At 41.0% G+C, this 20669-nt stretch carries 15 protein-coding genes; 9 read left to right on the top strand and 6 right to left on the bottom strand.

From position 1 onward, the window contains the following. Positions 1-261: 261 nt before the first annotated feature. The gene (gene gppA / locus J8M01_RS20170; RefSeq protein WP_211059122.1) at positions 262-1761 is read right to left on the bottom strand and encodes a guanosine-5'-triphosphate,3'-diphosphate diphosphatase; all 1500 of its coding nucleotides are present in this window, start codon (positions 1759-1761) and stop codon (positions 262-264) included. A 41-nt stretch (positions 1762-1802) separates the two neighbouring features. After that, on the bottom strand, positions 1803-3083 hold the full coding sequence (gene rhlB / locus J8M01_RS20175; protein ID WP_192506141.1) for an ATP-dependent RNA helicase RhlB: 1281 nt from the start codon (positions 3081-3083) through the stop codon (positions 1803-1805). Between the two features lie 91 nt (positions 3084-3174). Between rhlB and trxA the strand changes: the two genes are divergently transcribed. The 3 genes from trxA to J8M01_RS20190 all read left to right on the top strand — a co-directional run bounded on the left by trxA (position 3175) and on the right by J8M01_RS20190 (position 6352). Further along, positions 3175-3501, top strand: a complete 327-nt coding sequence (gene trxA / locus J8M01_RS20180) for a thioredoxin TrxA (protein WP_192506142.1) — start codon at positions 3175-3177, stop codon at positions 3499-3501. Between the two features lie 205 nt (positions 3502-3706). Further along, the gene (rho, locus tag J8M01_RS20185; RefSeq protein WP_192506143.1) at positions 3707-4966 is read left to right on the top strand and encodes a transcription termination factor Rho; all 1260 of its coding nucleotides are present in this window, start codon (positions 3707-3709) and stop codon (positions 4964-4966) included. Positions 4967-5092: 126 nt separating this feature from the next. Further along, positions 5093-6352 carry a methyl-accepting chemotaxis protein gene (locus tag J8M01_RS20190; protein WP_210997350.1) on the top strand — a complete coding sequence of 420 codons (1260 nt, stop codon included), beginning with the start codon at positions 5093-5095 and terminating at the stop codon, positions 6350-6352. Here J8M01_RS20190 and J8M01_RS20195 read toward each other — a convergent pair. Continuing rightward, complete coding sequence (locus J8M01_RS20195; protein WP_211059123.1) at positions 6329-9097, bottom strand: ATP-binding protein; 2769 nt, start codon at positions 9095-9097, stop codon at positions 6329-6331. The two genes, J8M01_RS20190 and J8M01_RS20195, sit on opposite strands and share 24 nt — an antisense overlap. 140 nt (positions 9098-9237) lie before the next feature. On the opposite strand from J8M01_RS20195, the gene J8M01_RS20200 reads away from it, so the two are divergent. Beyond that, positions 9238-9816 carry a DNA-J related domain-containing protein gene (locus J8M01_RS20200; RefSeq protein ID WP_211059124.1) on the top strand — a complete coding sequence of 193 codons (579 nt, stop codon included), beginning with the start codon at positions 9238-9240 and terminating at the stop codon, positions 9814-9816. On the opposite strand, the gene dbpA is transcribed toward J8M01_RS20200, so the two are convergent. Beyond that, positions 9806-11194 carry an ATP-dependent RNA helicase DbpA gene (gene dbpA, locus J8M01_RS20205; protein ID WP_192506147.1) on the bottom strand — a complete coding sequence of 463 codons (1389 nt, stop codon included), beginning with the start codon at positions 11192-11194 and terminating at the stop codon, positions 9806-9808. The genes J8M01_RS20200 and dbpA overlap by 11 nt on opposite strands. 155 nt (positions 11195-11349) lie before the next feature. Between dbpA and J8M01_RS20210 the strand changes: the two genes are divergently transcribed. Beyond that, a complete protein-coding gene (locus J8M01_RS20210; protein WP_211059125.1) occupies positions 11350-12738 on the top strand; it encodes a M20/M25/M40 family metallo-hydrolase in 1389 nt (462 codons plus the stop codon). 149 nt (positions 12739-12887) lie between these two features. Next, entirely contained in the window at positions 12888-13697 is an 810-nt protein-coding gene (locus J8M01_RS20215; RefSeq protein WP_211059126.1) for an SEL1-like repeat protein, read from the top strand. Between the two features lie 46 nt (positions 13698-13743). Here J8M01_RS20215 and J8M01_RS20220 read toward each other — a convergent pair whose 3' ends face one another. After that, the gene (locus J8M01_RS20220) at positions 13744-16332 is read right to left on the bottom strand and encodes an EAL domain-containing protein (RefSeq protein ID WP_211059127.1); all 2589 of its coding nucleotides are present in this window, start codon (positions 16330-16332) and stop codon (positions 13744-13746) included. Between the two features lie 227 nt (positions 16333-16559). Here J8M01_RS20220 and ubiD point away from each other — a divergent pair, with 227 nt between their 5' ends. The 3 genes from ubiD to J8M01_RS20235 all read left to right on the top strand — a co-directional run bounded on the left by ubiD (position 16560) and on the right by J8M01_RS20235 (position 19524). Next, entirely contained in the window at positions 16560-18035 is a 1476-nt protein-coding gene (ubiD, locus tag J8M01_RS20225; protein ID WP_192506151.1) for a 4-hydroxy-3-polyprenylbenzoate decarboxylase, read from the top strand. Between the two features lie 107 nt (positions 18036-18142). After that, positions 18143-18856, top strand: a complete 714-nt coding sequence (fre, locus tag J8M01_RS20230) for an NAD(P)H-flavin reductase (RefSeq protein WP_211059128.1) — start codon at positions 18143-18145, stop codon at positions 18854-18856. A 263-nt stretch (positions 18857-19119) separates the two neighbouring features. Continuing rightward, a complete protein-coding gene (locus J8M01_RS20235; protein WP_192506153.1) occupies positions 19120-19524 on the top strand; it encodes a CBS domain-containing protein in 405 nt (134 codons plus the stop codon). Between the two features lie 26 nt (positions 19525-19550). On the opposite strand, the gene add is transcribed toward J8M01_RS20235, so the two are convergent. Further along, entirely contained in the window at positions 19551-20549 is a 999-nt protein-coding gene (gene add / locus J8M01_RS20240) for an adenosine deaminase (protein ID WP_192506154.1), read from the bottom strand. Between the last annotated feature and the right edge of the window lie 120 nt (positions 20550-20669).

Below are 20669 nucleotides of genomic sequence, written 5' to 3' on the forward strand. Positions count from 1 at the left end.
TTACGCTTTCCTATTTTTTTGTCAACACTTAAATTCGATGTTTTCATAAAGAAATTTTAAATTTAAGTTTTACTCGACGCTGACTGCGTTTTGCTTTGCTAAGTTAGCGTAGCGCTCCGTGTCAGTGGGGTCGCATTATAAGGAGACGAAGAAAAAGCGCAAGCGTTTTATGACATAAAAATGACAAAAACGAACCACCTGAATGAAAATCATACTAACCTGGCTTTTTTGCTTATTTAGCATACAAAAAGAGCGCTAATTCTAGCGCTCTACAAATAATTTCCAAGACATTCTTTGCTGGTAAATGGTTTCTTGTTCCAATTCACTTACCATAAGTGGATGTGCCGACAGCCAATCTCCCGCAAATTTAAGCTTAACCGCATCAAATTTATCTGCGGATACGAAAAAATCGGCTAACACATCATCTTCACGCCTCATTGATAAGATCACAGCAAGCCTTACCAAACGTATCAATCTCGTTACGAGTAATGTTTGGTTACCTAATTCACTAAATTGCCTTTGATTTAAATCAGCTCGATGAGCATTCGTAATGGCGACTATCAGTTGCTTTTCAGTTTTAGTAAAGCCAGGCATTCCCGTATTATTGAGTATATATGCACTGTGCTGATGATATAACTTATAATCAATCACCAAACCAATTTCATGAAGATGCGCCACAGCGGTCAAGATAGGTATGATTTGTTCCATTGGCAACTGCCATGTAGCAGAAAGTTGCTCTGCCAATTCGATACTTACCTCAGCAACACGTTGTGCTTGGCGTTTATCAACATGATAACGCTCAGTAAACCCATCCAACGTACGCTTACGAATATCGGTATTATGAAAATCAGATATCATGCTATATAGCACACCTTCGCGCAGTGCACCTCCAGCCAAACCCATATACTTTATATCTAAGCTTCGAAATAGAGCAATTAATATTGCCAAGCCCGATACAAAGACTAAACGCCGCTCTTCACCTAAGCCCGCTAATTGCAACTTGTCTATACTAGCAAAGCCCATTGCTTGTTTTTTAATGGAGTCTAAACGCTCAAGCGTCAGTAATTCACTTTCCCCAGATGCCGCAAGTATCTCTTGAATTGCTTGTATTGTGCCTGATGCGCCAATCGCCAACTCCCAGCCAGCATCAATGTACGTTTGCTTAATCGGCGAAATAACTTGATTCGCGGCACTAATTGCATGGTCAAAATTACTTTGACTTAATGTACCGTCAGAAAAATAGCGCTCAAGAAATGTGACACACCCCATATCTAGGCTTTTATAGATCTCAGCAGTAAACCCCTTACCGATAATCACTTCAGTGCTAGCACCACCAATATCGATGACAAGCTGTCGACCTTGACAAGCAGACGTATGTGCAACACCTTTATATATACTTTTAGCTTCGAGCTCACCACTGATAACATTAATCCGATGGCCTAATATACGCTCAGCTTCAGATTTAAACTCATCAGCATTTGAAGCCAAGCGCAGTGTCGCAGTGGCCACAATGCTAATATTACTTGCAGGAATATCTTGTAAACGCTCAGCAAACAAAGCTAAGCACTCCCACCCCCTTTGCATTGCCTCAAGGGATAAAAGGTTATCTTTATTCAATCCTGCCGCTAAGCGCACTTTTCGTTTTACTCTGCCAATGGTATGAATCCCACCGGCCATATGCTTAGCAATTAACATATGAAAGCTGTTAGAACCGAGATCAATAACAGCAAACACATTATTTTGTGGAAAATCTTGCCCCACTTTAAATACCTCTTGCTACAACCATATATCCATAATCGCGGTTACGAATTAGAACGCGGTTTATGGTAACTGTTTTGACGGCGACCATTGTTGCTGCGGTTACGCTGTGGGCCCGACGAATAGTTTCGCTTTCTTTGAACTTGTGGCTTTGTCAAATCATCAAGTAATGCTGACTTGTCATAATGAGAAAGAGGAATAGCATGTTCAATATACTGCTCTATTTCATGTAAATTATATGCATACTGCTCACAAGCAAAACTAATTGCATTACCTGAAGCTCCAGCTCGCCCCGTTCGTCCTATACGATGCACATAATCTTCGCAATCATCAGGCAAATCAAAGTTGAAAACGTGACTTACTTCAGGGATATGCAACCCTCTCGCAGCTACATCGGTTGCAACCAAAAAGTCAATTTCACCTTTGGTAAATTGTGCCAATATTGCTTGTCGTTTTTTCTGATTGACGTCACCTGTTAACAACCCTACCCGATGCTTATCTGCTTTTAGCCAAGCATAAACGTTCTCACAGCTTTGCTTAGTATTCGCAAATACAATCGCTTTGTCAGGCCATTCTTCTTCAATCAAAGTTAAGAGAAGCGGTATTTTATCATCGTGTGATGGGTGGAACAGCTCTTCTTCAATCAATTTACCTGTTTTAACATCAGGTTCAATTTGCACATGTTCAGGATTTGTCATGTGTTCAAATGCGAGTTCTTGTACACGATATGATAACGTTGCAGAAAAAAGTAAATTTAGTCTCTCTGCCGTATCTGGCATTCGGTTAAATAGATAACGAATATCTTTAATAAAGCCTAAATCAAACATTCTATCGGCTTCATCAAGTACAACGACTTCGATTTCATTGAGGCTATACGCGCCTTGTTTGTAGAAATCGATCAAACGACCAGTAGTGCCAATTAAAATATCTACACCATTTTCAAGTTGGACCCGTTGTTTTTCGTAATCCTCGCCACCATATATTAAACCAAGTTTAAGATTACAGTGTGGCGCAATGATTTTTGCATCTTTGTGGATCTGAATCGCCAACTCCCGTGTGGGAGCCATGATCAGCGCTCTTGGGTGCTTTCTGGTTACACCTTTATTTTGCAACAAACGATGACAGGTGGCTGTTAAAAAAGCCAAAGTTTTACCTGTTCCCGTTTGAGCTTGGCCTGCAATATCACGACCATCGCAGATAAAAGGCAAACACTTTGCTTGGATTGGCGTACAGTATTCGAAGCCATTCTCAGCTAATCCGGCGACCACTTCCGGAGCTAAAGCAAAGTCAGAAAATTTATTATTGGTCAAATGTGTCTTAGTCATAGCAATTAAGCATAACGTTTAAACTTGCAATAAGAAACAAGAGTGTTTAAATACGCAGTAAATAATTCGCCTAATTCTAACGGAGAGCGTAATGAGCGACAAAATTATTCAACTAACTGATGAAAGTTTTGAGTCGGATGTACTTAAATCGAAACAACCTGTACTAGTAGACTTCTGGGCAGAATGGTGTGGCCCTTGCAAAATGATTGCGCCAATTCTAGATGAAGTTGCAACGCAGTACGAAGGTAAAGTAACTATCGGGAAACTAAACATTGACCAAAATGCAGGTACGCCCCCTAAGTTTGGTATTCGTGGTATTCCAACGTTATTACTTTTTAAAGATGGCGCAGTCGCCGCTACGAAAGTAGGCGCGCTATCAAAAACTCAACTTATCGAGTTTTTAGATACGAACACCTAAGTGCCAGACAGCATCAATATACGTTGTATCTTGATGCTGTTTTAAAACAAAATTGTATTTTTTTATGTTATTTTACATAAAATTTGTTTAAAGACTGGACGACTAGCCCCCTACCTGCTAGTTTATAAAACCACAAACCTTAGTAGTATCAAATCAACCTCCTCGTTACGACGAGAATGACAATTGTAATAAAGAACCCACCAATATGCATTTACGCGAACTGAAAGACAAGTCAATCAATGAACTTGTAAAACTAGCCGAGTCCATGGGACTAGAAAACGTAGCACGTCTTAGAAAACAAGATATTATTTTTGCAATTTTAAAAGCACATGCCAAAAGCGGCGAAAATATATACGGCGGCGGTGTTTTAGAGATTTTGCAAGACGGCTTCGGCTTTTTACGCTCATCGGAAGCATCATACTTAGCTGGCCCTGACGATATCTACGTATCACCAAGTCAAATAAGACGCTTTAGTATGCGGACAGGTGATACCATTAGCGGTTTAATCCGCCCACCTAAAGATGGTGAACGTTATTTTGCATTGTTAAAAGTTAATGAAGTTAACTTTGATAAGCCAGAAAACTCTCGTACCAAGATTTTATTCGAAAACCTAACGCCTATCCATGCTAACGAACGTTTCGTTATGGAACGCGGCAATGGCAGTAAAGAAGATATTACCGCTCGTGTACTAGACCTAGCATCACCAATAGGTAGAGGCCAACGCGCCTTGATCGTTGCACCGCCAAAAGCGGGTAAAACGATGTTGCTACAAAATATCGCTCAATCTATTACATACAACAACCCTGATGCCACACTGATGGTACTGCTGATCGATGAGCGCCCAGAAGAAGTTACTGAGATGCAGCGTCTAGTGAAAGGGGAAGTCATTGCATCTACATTCGATGAACCTGCTAACCGTCACGTACAGGTCGCTGAAATGGTAATCGAAAAAGCAAAACGACTTGTTGAACATAAAAAAGATGTCATAATTCTTCTCGATTCAATTACACGATTAGCGCGTGCATATAACACCGTCATTCCTTCTTCTGGTAAGGTACTTACCGGTGGTGTTGATGCTAATGCACTTCACAAACCAAAACGTTTCTTTGGTGCAGCACGTAATGTAGAAGAAGGCGGCAGTTTAACAATTGTTGCGACAGCACTTATCGATACCGGCTCTAAAATGGATGAAGTCATCTACGAAGAGTTCAAAGGTACTGGTAACATGGAACTTCACCTTAACCGTAAAATTGCGGAAAAACGTGTATTCCCGGCGATTGACTTTAATCGCTCAGGCACCCGTCGTGAGGAGCTACTTACTAAAGCAGATGAGCTTCAGAAGATGTGGATCCTACGTAAAATAGTGCATGATATGAGCGAAATTGATGCGATGGAATTCTTAATTGATAAACTATCAATGAGTAAAACCAACGATGAGTTTTTCGATCTAATGCGTCGTAAATAGTGATTTAAATCAATGATAAAACCTGCTTATGCAGGTTTTTTTATGTCTTAAAAATATGGAAGTATGCGCCATTATGTTCTATACCTAGATAGTCATTTTGCAGTTTTAACAAGGACTCGTCCGTTCATGAAGCCTAAACATGTTGTTATTTGGTATTTTGCAACCAATGTGTTGTCTGTTTTTACCATTATGCTAATTTTCTCTCTTCATTGGCCTGCAGTCATATGCCTATTAAGTGTTTCTGCCATAACAACATTGGTGCTGCTCAAATATGCCACTCAAGGTAATGCAAGTACCCCTTACTTAAGTGAACTTGTTGCTGCACTATTAAAAGACGATAATATTGACTTAACCTACCGGTTTAATGAAGCAGACGCCAATACACCACCAGCTTGCTTAGCAATTAATGCCAGTCTAGCAACCATTGAGCATTTAATTGGCGAAGTTTACTGCTCCTCATCACGACTATCCCCTATGGCTGACAGCCTCAGAGATACCTATTCTTCGATGACTCAAAAAGCGACCATACAGCATGCACATGGCACTGACCTTGCGACTTCATTCAATCGTATGATTTCTGTCGCACGAGAGCTTGATGAACATTTAGATCAAATATATGGGTCAGTGACAGAAGCTACCAATGCGGTAAAGAAAACGCGTGTAGACACGGGAAAGAGCCAAGAAAGTCTTATGAGCTTAGCCAATAATATCCAAGCAACGAGTACGCAAATCGAATCACTTAAAGTCGATAGTGATGCTATTAGCTCTGTCATTGATGTAATTAACTCAATTGCTGATCAAACTAATTTACTTGCACTGAATGCAGCCATTGAGGCGGCGAGAGCGGGCGAACAAGGCCGAGGTTTTGCCGTAGTCGCAGATGAGGTGCGTAGCCTTGCAGCTCGCACTAGTCAATCAACCCAGCAAGTGAGAGATATGGTCTCTAAGATCCAAGCTGGTACTGATAGTGCCCATAACTTGATGCTTGATGCATTAAGCGAAACTCAACAAACTGTATCCTTATCACAAGCCTCTACACGTGAAGTTGACCAGATAGAACAAGCCATGATCGATATCAACACACTTTCTAAAAGTATTCACGAACAGGTTAGCCGTCAAAAAGCCGTATCAGATGAAGCTCAAATGAGCATCGATTCAATGGTTGAGCTTAACTCAGATGCCCTCAATAACTCGCAAATTCAAGCGGTCTCTAGTAATGACCTAATTAACTTAGCGCGTAGTATCCACGCCAAGTTATCTATTTTTAAAGTAGATTCCACATTACTTGACCACGAACAAAGAGCGGATGAAAGTAGGCTCCATAAAGTAGCATTTGATGAAAGCATGATGCAACAAAATAACTCAAATGACATTGAGCTGTTCTGACGAAGCAGCTACTTTTAGCTCATCACATAAAATTAAATAGAAGTGCTGCGCTTGCATACGGTCAGTGGTTATCACGACTTGTTCTAATTGCTTAGCCGTTTGCGCAATATCATTAAAGCCAAACGTTACAGCGGCACCAGCTAAACGATGACATGCATTTTGCAACGATTTTGTCTGCCTGCTTTCCCATAAGTCCACTATGTTATATCTTTCTTCTTCAAGAGTTGCCAAAAAGCTCGCTTTGAGATCTGACATATCTATTTGCATTGCACTTATTTCATCTATGTACATTAAATGTTTTGCTAATATTTGATGAAGATGATCTGTGCTGATAGGTTTTCCAATATGACCTGTAAATCCATGTTCCAAATAGGCTTTCACTTCTTTTGGCATCACATTAGCCGTCAACGCATAGATTGGGCCATCATAGCCCGCTTGCCGTAAAATCTTAAATGCTTCAAGCCCATCGACCTGAGGCATTTGTATATCCATAAGGACTAAATCTGGAAATTCAGTTAGACATACCTCCACAGCCGCGGCACCATTATTTGCAACAATAACATCAACCCCGAGGCTTGAGACTAAACGACAAAACAATGAGCGATTATCATCATGGTCTTCTGCAATCAATACTTTACCTGACAATGCTTTGAATTCTTTTAAGCCTTCCATTTTATCAATTTTACTTGGCGTACTGCTGGGAACGCAAGGTACTAACACTGTAAACGTACTGCCTTTATTTAGCGTACTTTCCACACTGATTTTCCCGCCCATCATATCAACTAGCTGTTGAGATAGGGATAAACCTAAACCGGACCCTCCAAATCGACGTGAAATGCTGTTGTCTCCTTGTTGGAAAGAATCAAATATACCTTGTAAATAAATTTCATCCATACCAATACCGGAATCTTCAATGACAAACTCGACTCCACCTTCAACAATTGTGATTGTCAGCTGTATGGACCCAGCCTCAGTAAATTTGACCGCATTGCCAAGCAAATTAATAAGTACTTGCTTCAATCGAATATAATCCAACTCCACCACTAATGAGTCACGTAAATGGTTATGAATAACAAACTTTAATCCTTTCAATACACATGCATGCTGAAACATGTCGCTGACATCATTGATCAAGCTCTCTAGCTCAAATTCTGTAAATTCAAGTTCAAATTGCAATGCTTCAATTTTACTTAAATCTAATACATCACAGATTAAATCTCGTAAATGTTCCCCTTGACGGTGAACCACTCGTAACGAACTTTGTAGATTTTGATCTCTTTGATTATCAATTAATAATGCTTCGGTATGACCTAATATCGATGTCAAAGGTGTACGTATTTCATGACTGATATTTGCTAAAAACTGACTTTTAACTTGATTTGCTTCTCGTAATTCATCTGCAACTTGTTGTAACTGTGCTGTACGTTGAGCCACTTGCCGACTGAGTTCCGTCTTTGTAAGCTGTAAAACTCTTTTTCGGTAAACGCTGACACCTGCTATCCCCAACGACAATATAAATAAAGCTCCCAGCCAAACTAATTGTTCTCGTTGTTCTATCTGCAATTTCTGTAACGCCTGATATTGTTTGAGTGTTTTTATTTCTTGACTCAATTGATTCTCAGCTATCGTATCTTGGTACTGCTCTAACCGTTTGCTCAAACTCGTATTTAGTAGCTTACTTTGTAATCGTTGATACTTCTGATAATTCGCTAATGCCTGTCGTGGCTGACCTAGGCTGGATTCAATAAAAGACAGCAAAAGTAAACTATCTCGCTCTCTCAATGCGGCACCCGCTTCTTTCGCTAATATAATGGCTTCTTGAATGCTCTCTTTCGCTTGCTGATATTGACCCTGAGCTAACAAAGCTTGCGCATAAGGGTACAATGCTTCTCGACGTCCCCCTTGACTATTTGCCTGCTCCGCATAATAAAGTGCAAAATTAGCCTCTGTTAATCCTTGTTCTATATTGCCTTCTAGTAGACTCAGCGTTGCTAAATTGGCGTATTCAAAGCTTAAATGCTGCCAACTCTCTACTGATTCATAGTAATCAATCGCAGCCATCAAGCTAACTCGAGAAAGTGCCCATCGTTCAGTATGTTTATAAATAACGCCTAAATTAGCCTGCGATAAAGCCGTACCGTAATCATCTTGTAGCTCATTGAAGAGTTTAATTGCGCGTAACAACATCTCTTCTGCAATGTTATATCGCAGTTGCCGTATGTAAACACCTGACAAATTAAGCATAATATCTGCTTTATCTTGTCTATCACCATGCTGTTGGTATAACTGATGGGCTGACACATAATGTAGAATTGCCAAGTCCAGTTCATGTGTTTGAGTGTAAGCCAACCCCAAATTACTGTGCATATTGGCTATCTCTAATGGCTTATCTCGTAATGTAGCAATCTTCAAAGCGCGATGATACGCCAAAGTTGACTGCGTATAACTGGCCTGGAAATAGGCCGCTATCCCTTGTGATTTGACGGCTTTATAAAACGCATCGCTTACAGGGTTCACTGCTGTTAGTTCCTCTAGCTCAATGAAGTAATCATTTGCGATTTGATATTTTTGATGCTTCAATGCTTCACGACCTAGATTTTCAATAAGGTGCTGTAACGTCATTAAAGAAATATCAGGATGAAGCCGCAATCGCTCCCCGGTTTCAGCCACTTCCTGCCACGAAGCCAAGTCATTTAATTGCGACACTCTTTCATGCAAAGAAGCAGAAGATGCAAAAGCATTCATATTGCAAAACATGCTCAAACTGAACCACAAAATTAGCTTATAAAGATGCGTAACCGACTTGCCAGTCATCCTTGATCCTCATTGATATAGGAAATTTAATCGTGCTAAGGTGAAGATACACGAACTAAAATGATCGAACAATGTTCAACCCTTTACTTGACGCCATTTTTATTGAGCTCTCATCTGGGAGAGTATTTAAAATTCATACTTTAGCAGCTCAGTTAAATCAGCTAGATTGGTTTGAGCTATTGGATGATGATCCTAATAAAGCACTATTTAAGAAGAACTTTCTAATCATGAATGCATTGTTTCAGCTCCAAGATGAATTGCTTGCAACTGATCAGTCTCTGCATATTGACAGTATGGACATCTACCTAAGTGCTAAAGTAGATACTGGTGTAACTAAAGATAACCCTTTAAAAAGCTACTATTTAGATTGGGATAATTATAATACAAGCCGAGAAGATATTGAGTCTTTACTCACCCAGTTTTGGCAACGATTCAGTCAAAGCAATCACACTCAACCCATTACGGCAGAAGAATTACAGGCACTCTGCGCGGTTTGGCAATTGCCCATCCCATTTTCATCGCAGTTATTAACAAAAAAATGGCGCAAATTAGCGTTACTATATCATCCTGACAAAAACCCCGCGGGAAGCGAGGCTTTTAAAAAATGGCATAGTGAGTATATAAAATTGAAATCGGCTGCTAGTAATTGACTCGACGGACTCGAAACTTACGACCTTTGAGCTTGCCTTCGGTTAATTTTCTAAACGCTGGCTTCGATGCATCTCTCGCCACAGCAACATACGCCGTATTGTCTAACACGTTGATTTTGCCAATTTGTGCAAATGAGATCCCTTGCTCACCCGTTAAACTGCCCACGATATCTCCTGGACGTACTTTTTGTTTTTTACCACCATCAATTTGCAGTGTTACCATGTCTGGTTTGTATGGTGCTTTGTCTAATAAGCTATGTGCAGGAACAGGTGATGGTTCAAAATCGCGATCATACACATCGCCAATCTGTGCCACTTTAAACTCCTCACTCTCTCCGAAAATAGAGCAAGCAAGTCCTTTCTTACCTCCTCGTCCAGTACGACCTACTCGATGCACGTGCGTCTGCGCATCATGGGCTAAGTGGTAGTTAATCACCATATCCATATCATCAATATCTAAGCCTCGTGCTGCAACATCTGTCGCGACCAAAATCGAGGCACTTTTATTCGCAAAACGGATCAGCGTTTGTTCACGCTCCCGTTGTTCTAAATCGCCATGCAATGCGACGGCATTAAAACCAGCATCTTGTAAGTCATCACACACTTTTTGTGTTTCAACCTTGGTGTTACAAAATACCACACAGCTTTGTGGTTTGTTTTGCAATAGCAATAATCGCAATGTATTAAAACGTAATTTGTTATTATCTAATTTATAAAACAACTGTTTAATGCTGGTATTAACAACCTGATCTTCCACTTTGACCATTTCTGGCTGATGCATCACACGCTCAGAAATAGTTTCAATGCGTTTTGGAAACGTGGCACTGAACATTAAGTTTTGACGCTTTTCAGGCAAATAGCTCACAATATTATCGAGCGCATCAGCAAATCCCATATCAAGCATTTGATCTGCTTCATCGAGCACCAACGTTGATACCTCATTAAAATTCAATGTACCTTTAAATAAATGATCTTCAATACGCCCAGGCGTGCCGACAATAATGTGCGCGCCATGCTCTAACGAACCAATTTGTGGTCCAATTGGTACACCTCCACATAGCGTTAATATTTTAATATTATGAATACCGCGTGCCAGTTTACGCATTTCAGTGGCAACTTGTTCAGCCAATTCACGAGTTGGGCATAGTACCAACCCCTGAATGCGAAAGCGTGCAACATTTAAGCGAGATAGTACGCCTAAGCTAAACGCGACTGTTTTACCCGACCCTGTTTTTGCTTGGGCAATGACATCTTTTCCAGATAATATAACCGGCAAACTTTGTGCTTGCACGGGAGTCATATTCTTATAACCCAAATCACTCACGGTATCTAAAAGTGCCTGCTCTAAAGGCAAAGTGTTAAAAGCGATTGCGCTCACGGTACTATCTCATCAATAAAAAATATGCCCAATTTTAGCAGATTAAATTGGCTACGAATATCGCAGTGCACAGTATTTGATCTCATTTACGTTTGCATCACCTTTTGTTAATGCCACAATAGTGCTTTGTACTCAGCTGTAATACCAAGGACATCATGAAAAAACTATTTAGTACGTTATGTTTATTGAGTTGTATCTCTAATGCAGTGCACGCTCAAGAGTTTTCACCAGAACAGATTCAACAAGTTACACAAGTGCGTGAAGCCGCACTAAATAGTGATTTAAGCTGGCAGATCCTTGAATCTTTAACCACAGAGGTTGGCCCGCGTTTACCAGGTACCAAAAATGATAAAAAAGCTGTTGAATGGGCGCAATCACAATTTAAAGCACTCGGTTTTGATAAAGTATGGATTGAACCCGCAACGTTTCCACATTGGCGTCGATACCACGAATCAGCTTCTATTATTACCCCAAGTGAACAACCACTACACCTAACAGCACTTGGTAACAGTGTGAGCACACCAAAGTCAGGCATTCAGGCTGAAGTGGTGTTTTTTGAAACTTTAGATGAACTCATTGCTTCGCCTGAGGGGAGCCTAAAAGGCAAAATCGCATTTATTAACTACCGTATGAATCGACATATTGATGGGAATGGTTATGGGCCAGCAGTAAAGGCCCGTAATAGTGGCGCAGTAGAAGCTGCCAAAAAAGGCGCTGTGGCTTATATGATGCGCTCAGTCAGTACCAGTCATCATCGCTTCGCACATACCGGTGGCAGCCATTACAAAGCTGGCGTAACCAAAATCCCAGCAACCGCCGTTGCGAACCCTGATGCTGACCAACTTGCTCGTCTTATCACTGCGGGTCATACAGTAAAGGTAAAGCTCAATATTCAAACTGAAGATTTAGGCGAAGGCACCAGCTATAACGTAATTGGTCAATTCAACGGCACGCAATACCCTGAACAATATGTGCTTATTGGTGGGCACCTCGATTCTTGGGATCTGGGTACCGGCGCACTAGATGATGGCGCTGGCGTCGCATTAACCATGGCTGCTGCAAAACATATCAGTGATGTAAAACGTCCTAAACGCAGTGTTCGAGTAGTTTTATTTGCCGCAGAAGAACTTGGCTTATGGGGTGCAAAAGCCTATTTCAAACGTCATAAAGATACACTCGATAATATTGTTGCTGCTGCTGAATCTGATTTTGGTGCGGATGTAGTGTATGGCTTTGAATCAAATGTTGCTGCAACGGCATTACCTCTAGTGCGCGAAATCGCTAAACAGCTAGCTCCTTTAAATGTACAGTATATCCGTAAAAATACAGCACGGGGTGGTCCTGACTTAATCCCCCTTAAAAATACAATGTCAGCCCCTATTTTTGCTTTACACCAAGATGGTACCGACTATTTTGATTATCATCACACCGCTGATGATACATTAGATAAAGTAGACCCTAAGAAGTTACAACAAAATACAGCTGCCTATGCGGTATTCGCAATGATGGCAGCAGATGCTAAAACTCGTATTACAGGTAAGTAATCATCATATAAACCAAGCGGCTGTTTATGCAGCCGTTGTTACTTCAACCTTCTCTACCACCTGTTTGCAAAAAAAAGAGCTACGCATTGTGTAATGCAATGATATTTAATACCCTAAAAATATCTAACGGCCATTTTTAGCATGCACATATGTACTCACGGTTAACCCAACCTTTATTACAAAGTCTATTTACCTTTCACGGTTTTATTGAGCGCGTCATCAGCAAGCACTACCGTGTACTGTTAATCATCATATTAATTGCGACTTCTGCCTATAGCTATATTTCACATACTCAAAATATTGCCTTGCAGCACTCTTTATTAACACACCCAAGAATTGACGATGTGTATGTGATTAATCTGGGCCGAATTCAAACTGACCGTAAATATCAAGCTCAGTATCGAGTCGCACAGGTATTACAAGTCGCAGAAAACAAAATTATATTAACGCAAAGTACAACGACCTATCGCCGCAAGCGTGACGCTGAACGAGCCATAAAGCTCGATGCACTAATGCTCAATAGCTTTTTCCGCTCAGAACATCTTATCTTGGAGCGTGAGGCTCTGTTATCTATGTTTGCTCAAAATGCCATAGATGATGTTTATAGGCCTAGGGAAATATATGTCATGGGCGGTATCGTTAAACAGCGACAAAGCCCATTACCAATTAATCATAAAGCCCATATAAACAATAACTTAACGACGCACAATAATGAAGGTATACGGTTGTATCGACAAAACAACTTCGTTCTGGCGTTCAATTCATTCAAAATTGCGGCCATATCTGGTGATGCGTGGGCACAATATAATTTAGCAGGTATGTTTGAGCTAGGGGAAGGCACCTCCCTTGACTTGAAACAGGCGCATTATTGGTACCAAAAGTCTGCAATGCAAGGCCATCAACGTGCACTACATGCCTTAGAAAAGCTCTGTAAAAGCACGCAATCACTATGCCTTTGAATCTAAAATGATTACCGTATACTCTCTATAAATGAATACACAGTAATCATTTTACTCTTGTGACAAACCACTCTTGGAATGCAGATGCACTGAGAGGTTTACTATGTAAATACCCCTGACTATAGTCACATTGTAAGGTCTGCAAAAACTCTAATTGCGATTGAGTTTCCACCCCTTCCGCTACCACTTTCAAATTTAAATTACCTGCCATGGAGATAATTGCTTTTACTAATGCGCGGTCTTCTTGATCATCTGGTAAATCACGAATAAATGCTCTATCAATTTTTAGCTTCGACAGCGGGAAGCGCTTCAGGTAACTCAATGATGAATATCCTGTTCCAAAGTCATCAATCGCCAATTCAACGCCCATTTCACGTAACGTGAGGAGCTGCTGTAGAATATTTTGCGCGTTATCTGCTAATACTGTTTCTGTAATTTCAACCGTTAAACATCGGCTATCTAAGCCTGTCTCGCGTAAAACACGTGCTATCACTTTTGCCATATCGGCGCGTTGGAACTGAATGCTTGACACATTGACTGTGATAAATAGAGGATGCTGAAAACGATTGCACCATGCCTTAGCCTGAGAGCATGCTTGATAGAGTACCCATTCGCCGATTGTTATGATTAAGCCTAACTCCTCACAAATAGGAATAAACCGCCCAGGGGGCACCTCTCCAAGCGCCTCATTGTGCCACCTTAATAACGCTTCGCAACCAATTTGCTTCCCATCAAGGCTAATAATTGGCTGATACACAACCGTTAGCTCTTGATTTGATAGTGCCTTATGTAACGCCCCTTCTAACTGGCGTCTTGCTTGAGCATGATCATGCATTGCCGACGTATAAAATTGATAACAGTTTCTTCCATGCTCTTTTGCCTTATACATAGCACTATCAGCATTACGAAGTAATGCCTTGCGATCACAGCCGTCATCAGGGAAAAAGGTCACCCCGATACTACCGGAAACAAATGTTTCATGCCCTTCCAGCTCAAATGGACTGCTCAATTGCTGTAATACTTTATTGGCTATTTTCTCAATATCACTGATGGTGTCGATATCAGGCAGTAATAAAGCAAATTCATCACCACCTAGCCTCGCTACAATATCAGAACTACGAGTACAGTCTTTGAGTCGCTGTGCAGCCTCAATTAAGAGCAAATCTCCAATATGGTGGCCTAAAGTATCATTAACAGCTTTAAAGCGATCTAAATCAATAAAGCAAATTGCCAAGCGACTCGATTGTTTTTTCGCTCTTTCTAATGTGTGATCAAATTGCTCATGAAAATGTAACCGGTTGGCCAGCCCAGTTAATGTATCGAAATTGGCCTGCTGCCACATCATTTGTTCGTGATTCTTGCGGGAGGTAATATCGTTAAATAGTGCTACATACATTTCAATATTCTGCTTCTCATCAAACACCGCAGAGACTTGCAGCCAACATGGATACACGTCACCGGCTTTGCGCCGATTCCAGATTTCACCTTCCCAGTGACCATGTTCATGTAAATCACTATATAACTGACTAAAAAATGCAGTGCCATGCCGGCCTGAATTAAATAAAGCTGGAGACTCTCCTAACACCTCATTTTGACTATAACCCGTAATCTGAGTAAAAGCCCGATTAACCATTTGTATTTTATTCTGTTTATCTGAAACTAGCACCCCTTCACTCGTCGTTGAGAATACCGTGCTAGCCAAGCGTTGTTCTCGTTCATTTGTTAAGCGTACGGTTATATCATGCAACACATAAATAAAACCGAGACGTTGTTCTTTACCATCAAGCACCTCATTTTTAGTCACATTGAATGAACGAAGCTGTCCTTGAACATGCAATTGACACTCTTTATTGACATAAGCGGGATCAGACAGACAACTGGGATTTGTTAATACTGTACCTATTGATTCATTGATCATATTCTCTGTCGGAACGAAGTCATCATTTACCCGTGTATTTGCAGACAGTATCTCTCCCTGCTCGTTAGTAAAAATAAGGTAATCTTCAATCGCATTAAAAATAGATCGTAACCTCGCGCCTTGCGATTCTGAGCGTTTTTTAGCCCGCCTAAGTCGAATTAAGAATAACCCCAAGATCACAGTTGCCCCACATAAAATACCGATCACCACACTCAACAACATAGTCTGAGTTTGATTAGCAACCTTAATTTCCTGTGTTTGCAACACCACCTGTTGCTCTAAATTCGCTTGATAATGCCACAGTGATTGCTGCAGCGCACGCTGCTCACTAATATCATGAATAATAGAAAATAGTTGCGTTTCACCACTCAGGTCACGAAATGGCACTGAATACACACTGACTGTTCGAATAGATTGATCAGCCAGCTGGTGGCGAAAAATAAAGTAATTTCTGCCTTCAGCTACTGCGGTTTCGCGCTCCGTGGCCACCTGCTTGGCAGTCAGTTGATTAATCTCCTGAATACGCATTAACAATAAATCGCTTTCGGTATAACCATAAAAATGGACTGCTGCGTCATTTGCCGCAACTATGCCACCCGTATCCGGATTAATGATCAACATAACTGCACTATTATTCCGAAATACCTGTTCAGGTAAATCGAGAGCTAAACCACAACGACAAAAAAATAATAACGCGATACCGAGTATTATATTCACTTTCAACCTAGCCACCACCGTATACAAATTAGGCTCAGATAAAGACTATAATGCAAACTGACCTCCATGAAAATATGCCAAACATCAAGTATTGCACAATACTAAATAAAGCGATTATTTATCGTCATTAATAAACGTCATATTATTATCTGCGTATAAAGCCTTTAGCTGCCATTTCATAAACGGCTTGATATACTGCACATAACTATAGGTGTCCTAATAGCAAAATGAAATATAAAGACTTACGAGATTTTATCTATCGCCTTGAAGAACAAGGTGAATTAGTTCGCATCACACAGCCCATTTCAACAAAATTAGAAATGACTGAAATTGCCGATCGTACATTACGAGCAGGTGGTCCGGCATTGTTGTTTGAAAACCCGACAGGCTTTGATATTCCGGTATTAGCTAACCTATTTGGCACCCCTAAACGCGTAGCGTTAGGTATGGGCCAAACAGATGTCAGCGAACTACGTGAAGTGGGTAAACTTTTGGCTTTCCTTAAAGAGCCAGAACCACCAAAAGGCATAAAGGAAGCACTAGGACAAATCCCTGTGTTTAAGCAGGTGCTGAATATGCCAGCCAAAGAAGTCCGCAAAGCTCCTTGTCAACAAATCGTGATCAGTGGCGATGACGTGGATCTAACCAAGTTACCCATTCAACATTGTTGGCCTGGAGATGCAGCTCCTTTGATCACTTGGGGCCTAACTGTCACGCGTGGACCTTACAAAAAGCGCCAAAATCTAGGTATTTACCGACAACAGTTACTGGGTAAAAATAAAATAATAATGCGCTGGTTATCCCACAGAGGTGGTGCGCTCGATTTTCAGGAGTGGTGCAAAGAAAATCCAGGCGAGCCTTATCCCGTGTCGGTTGCGCTAGGAGCAGATCCGGCAACAATTTTAGGCGCGGTGACCCCTGTGCCTGACACATTAAGTGAATATGCATTTGCTGGGCTGCTGCGAGGCTCAAAAACCGAAGTGGTAAAATCCATTTCAAATGATTTACAAGTGCCTGCCAGCGCAGAAATTATTCTTGAAGGTCATATCATGCCCGGTGAAATGGCTCCTGAAGGGCCCTATGGTGATCACACAGGTTATTATAATGAAGTTGATGATTTCCCTGTGATGACAGTAACCCATATGACCCACAGAGAAAACCCAATTTACCATAGTACATACACAGGTCGCCCACCAGATGAACCTGCCATTTTAGGTGTCGCACTCAATGAAGTGTTCGTGCCCATTTTACAAAAGCAATTTCCAGAAATTGTTGATTTTTACCTCCCTCCTGAAGGCTGTTCCTATCGAATGGCGATAGTAACGATGAAGAAGCAATATCCTGGTCATGCAAAAAGGGTGATGATGGGGGTATGGTCTTTCTTACGTCAGTTTATGTACACTAAATTTGTCATAGTTTGCGACGATGATGTCAATGCAAGAGATTGGAATGACGTCATTTGGGCTATCACGACGCGTATGGATCCGGCAAGAGATACAACCATGATAGAAAATACGCCGATTGACTACCTTGATTTTGCTTCCCCTGTTTCGGGACTTGGTTCTAAAATGGGTATGGACGCAACAAACAAATGGGCAGGAGAAACGGATCGAGAGTGGGGCGAGCCTATCGTGATGGATGAACAAGTGAAACAAAGAATAGATGATATCTGGGACAGCTTAGATATCCCACTCAAGCCATAGGATAACCTAGGTACCTATGCTAAAGTGCCTAGAGTTTATACAAAAATTTAGTGATTGGTAATATTCAAAAGTACATTGCCAAACAAGACCGTGCGAAAAGGTAACACATGCAAACAATCAATGCTGACGTGATAGCTATCACGCCACTTACAGAAATTATTTACAAAGTCACGCTTAAACCTGCTACTGCAGCAAAGTTTGAAGCAGGGCACTATTTACAACTTGTGTTAGGTGAAAAAGACAAGCGTGCATTTTCAATCGCAAGCAAACCATCACAACAAAACGAGTTAGAATTGCACATTGGTGCATCAGCTGCTGATGCATACGCATCACAAGCGCTTGAACATTTGCGCCAAGCTCATTTAAACAACCGCCCTGTTGCACTTGAAGTTGGCTTAGGTGTCTCGCAATTACGCATTGATTGCCAAAGACCCATTGTCTTGCTCGCAGGTGGTACTGGGTTCTCGTATGTTAAATCAATGGCCGATCACTTAAGCGAGGTTGGCTGTACTCAACCAGTGTATTTTTACTGGGGTGTAAAAGAAGAGTCTGCGCTATATGCTAAAACAGAAATGGAAGCATGGGCAGCAACCAAAGAAAACTTCCACTTTATTCCGGTAGTAGAAAACCCTAACGAAGGTTGGGGAGGCCATACAGGCTATGTGCACCAAGCCGTGATGACAGATATTTCTTCTTTAGAAACGTACTCAATTTATATGGCCGGTCGTTTTGATATGATTGGTATTGTGCGTGATGACTTTATCAAGCATGGTGCCATACGTGAGCACATGTACGCAGACGCCTTTGCTTTTATCAAATAATTCATAGCCCTAAGCAGTGTCATATCATACGGCACTGCTTATAATTCCACGGTTCATATATCGCCCCCTTTCAGTTTAAGTATTACTCAAGGTTACACCGCATAGTAATTGGCCCATATTCTATCCTCTTGCGCCAAAACACATATTGAGTGTGATGAGCTTTCCTATCAGTCCTGTTTTTTAAATTGAAACAATCTATTTAATCTATTTTATTAATTGAAAATAACAGAGCATACTGAATTCATCAACACAGGAGCACTAGAATGAAAACTGTAAAAGAAATCATGACGACACATATTCCTGCAATTTATGCAGATTCCGAGCTCACAGAAGCGATTGATGAACTGCACCAACACACATTATTCTGCGCACCAGTTTTAGATGGGCAGCAGCACTTAGTGGGCTTTATTTCAGAGCAGCAAATGTTGGCCCCATTATTACAAAGTAGCTATTTTTGCGAAGGCAAAATAATGGTTAAAGAATTGATGACCGATAATGTGGTGTCAGTCACTGAACACATGAATATTGTCGATTTAGCTCAGCAAATGCAAGGCAATAAACCAAAGGTTTATCCAGTGACATCAAATGGCAAGGTTATTGGCTTGGTAACAAGAAGCCAAGTCATAGAGGCGTTAAAACAAGACTACTTGAGCTGCTCAGTGCATTAAGCAGCTCAAAGTGAACTGACTGACTATTAACTCGCTTTTTTAGCTAACAACGCTTTTTTATCACTGTCACTTAAAAAGGCAATTTCTAATGCATTGCGCTGCGCTTGTTCCATATCTTGCGTCGATAACCCAGCCTCAGGTGCGGCAACGACATACTCATTATCAAGTTCAATACCTTGAACTGCAGGATCATCGGTATTAATACAGGCTAAAATACCATGATCCAAAAAGCGCTTAAGTGGGTGTGTGGTTAGTTCAGCCACCGTACTGGTTTGAATATTACTGGTTAAACATGACTCAATACCAATGCGGTTGTCTCTTAAATAATCCATTAACTTTGGATCTTCAATGGCTTTAACACCATGACCAATACGTGTTGCGCCTAACTCATTAATGGCTTGCCAGATACTTTTTGCACCTTCCGCTTCACCCGCGTGTATTGTGGCACCTAAATAAGCATCCCTAACTTGTTTAAAATGATCGACAAATAGCGCGCCTGGATAACCCAGTTCATCACCGGCAAGATCGATAGCAACTAAATCGTTTTTGCATGCTAATAATGAATCAAGCTCATACTGACATTTATCAACACCGAAAGTACGCGACATAATACCAATTAGATTCACTTTAATATCGGTATTGTGCGTTGCCGATTTAATGCCATCAACCACCGCCTCTACAACGCCTTGAGCGTGTAAATCATGTGTTTGTGCCATATAGTAAGGGCTAAAGCGCAGTTCGGTATAATCCATATTCTGTGCAATCGCATCTTCTACGTTTTCGATGGCAATACGGCGACAGGCATCATAATCACCAAGCACTTTGACACCCCAATCTAATTTAGCTAAAAATGCCATAAGGTTAGGAGCGTTATCGAGTACTCGAACATGTGGGATCAAGCCCTCAATATCCGTCGCCGGTAATGGCATATTAAACTGCTGACCAAGCTCTAAAATCGTAGTCGCTCTCACGTTACCATCTAAATGGCGGTGTAAATCAAGTAAAGGTAAGTTGTTATTGATCATAATTCACTCGGCTGCAGATAAAATTTTGCGGATCATACTTGCCTTAATATAAAGATCAAGGACACATGTCCATTTTTAGCACGGCTACCTAGTTATGCAAGTATAAAAAAACCAGCGTAT

The sequence above is a fragment of the Pseudoalteromonas sp. MMG005 genome, assembly GCF_018101015.1.
In the GTDB taxonomy this organism is placed as follows: domain Bacteria; phylum Pseudomonadota; class Gammaproteobacteria; order Enterobacterales; family Alteromonadaceae; genus Pseudoalteromonas; species Pseudoalteromonas aurantia.

Bases quoted from the DNA above. Each gene is read 5' to 3' on its own strand.
- ubiD (WP_192506151.1), top strand. From the start codon at position 16,560: ATGAAATATAAAGACTTACGAGATTTTATCTATCGCCTTGAAGAACAA.
- trxA (WP_192506142.1), top strand. From the start codon at position 3,175: ATGAGCGACAAAATTATTCAACTAACTGATGAAAGTTTTGAGTCGGAT.
- rhlB (WP_192506141.1), bottom strand. From the start codon at position 3,083: ATGACTAAGACACATTTGACCAATAATAAATTTTCTGACTTTGCTTTA.
- J8M01_RS20200 (WP_211059124.1), top strand. From the start codon at position 9,238: ATGTTCAACCCTTTACTTGACGCCATTTTTATTGAGCTCTCATCTGGG.
- J8M01_RS20215 (WP_211059126.1), top strand. From the start codon at position 12,888: ATGTACTCACGGTTAACCCAACCTTTATTACAAAGTCTATTTACCTTT.
- J8M01_RS20195 (WP_211059123.1), bottom strand. From the start codon at position 9,097: ATGAATGCTTTTGCATCTTCTGCTTCTTTGCATGAAAGAGTGTCGCAA.
- J8M01_RS20190 (WP_210997350.1), top strand. From the start codon at position 5,093: ATGAAGCCTAAACATGTTGTTATTTGGTATTTTGCAACCAATGTGTTG.
- add (WP_192506154.1), bottom strand. From the start codon at position 20,549: ATGATCAATAACAACTTACCTTTACTTGATTTACACCGCCATTTAGAT.
- rho (WP_192506143.1), top strand. From the start codon at position 3,707: ATGCATTTACGCGAACTGAAAGACAAGTCAATCAATGAACTTGTAAAA.
- fre (WP_211059128.1), top strand. From the start codon at position 18,143: ATGCAAACAATCAATGCTGACGTGATAGCTATCACGCCACTTACAGAA.
- J8M01_RS20210 (WP_211059125.1), top strand. From the start codon at position 11,350: ATGAAAAAACTATTTAGTACGTTATGTTTATTGAGTTGTATCTCTAAT.
- J8M01_RS20235 (WP_192506153.1), top strand. From the start codon at position 19,120: ATGAAAACTGTAAAAGAAATCATGACGACACATATTCCTGCAATTTAT.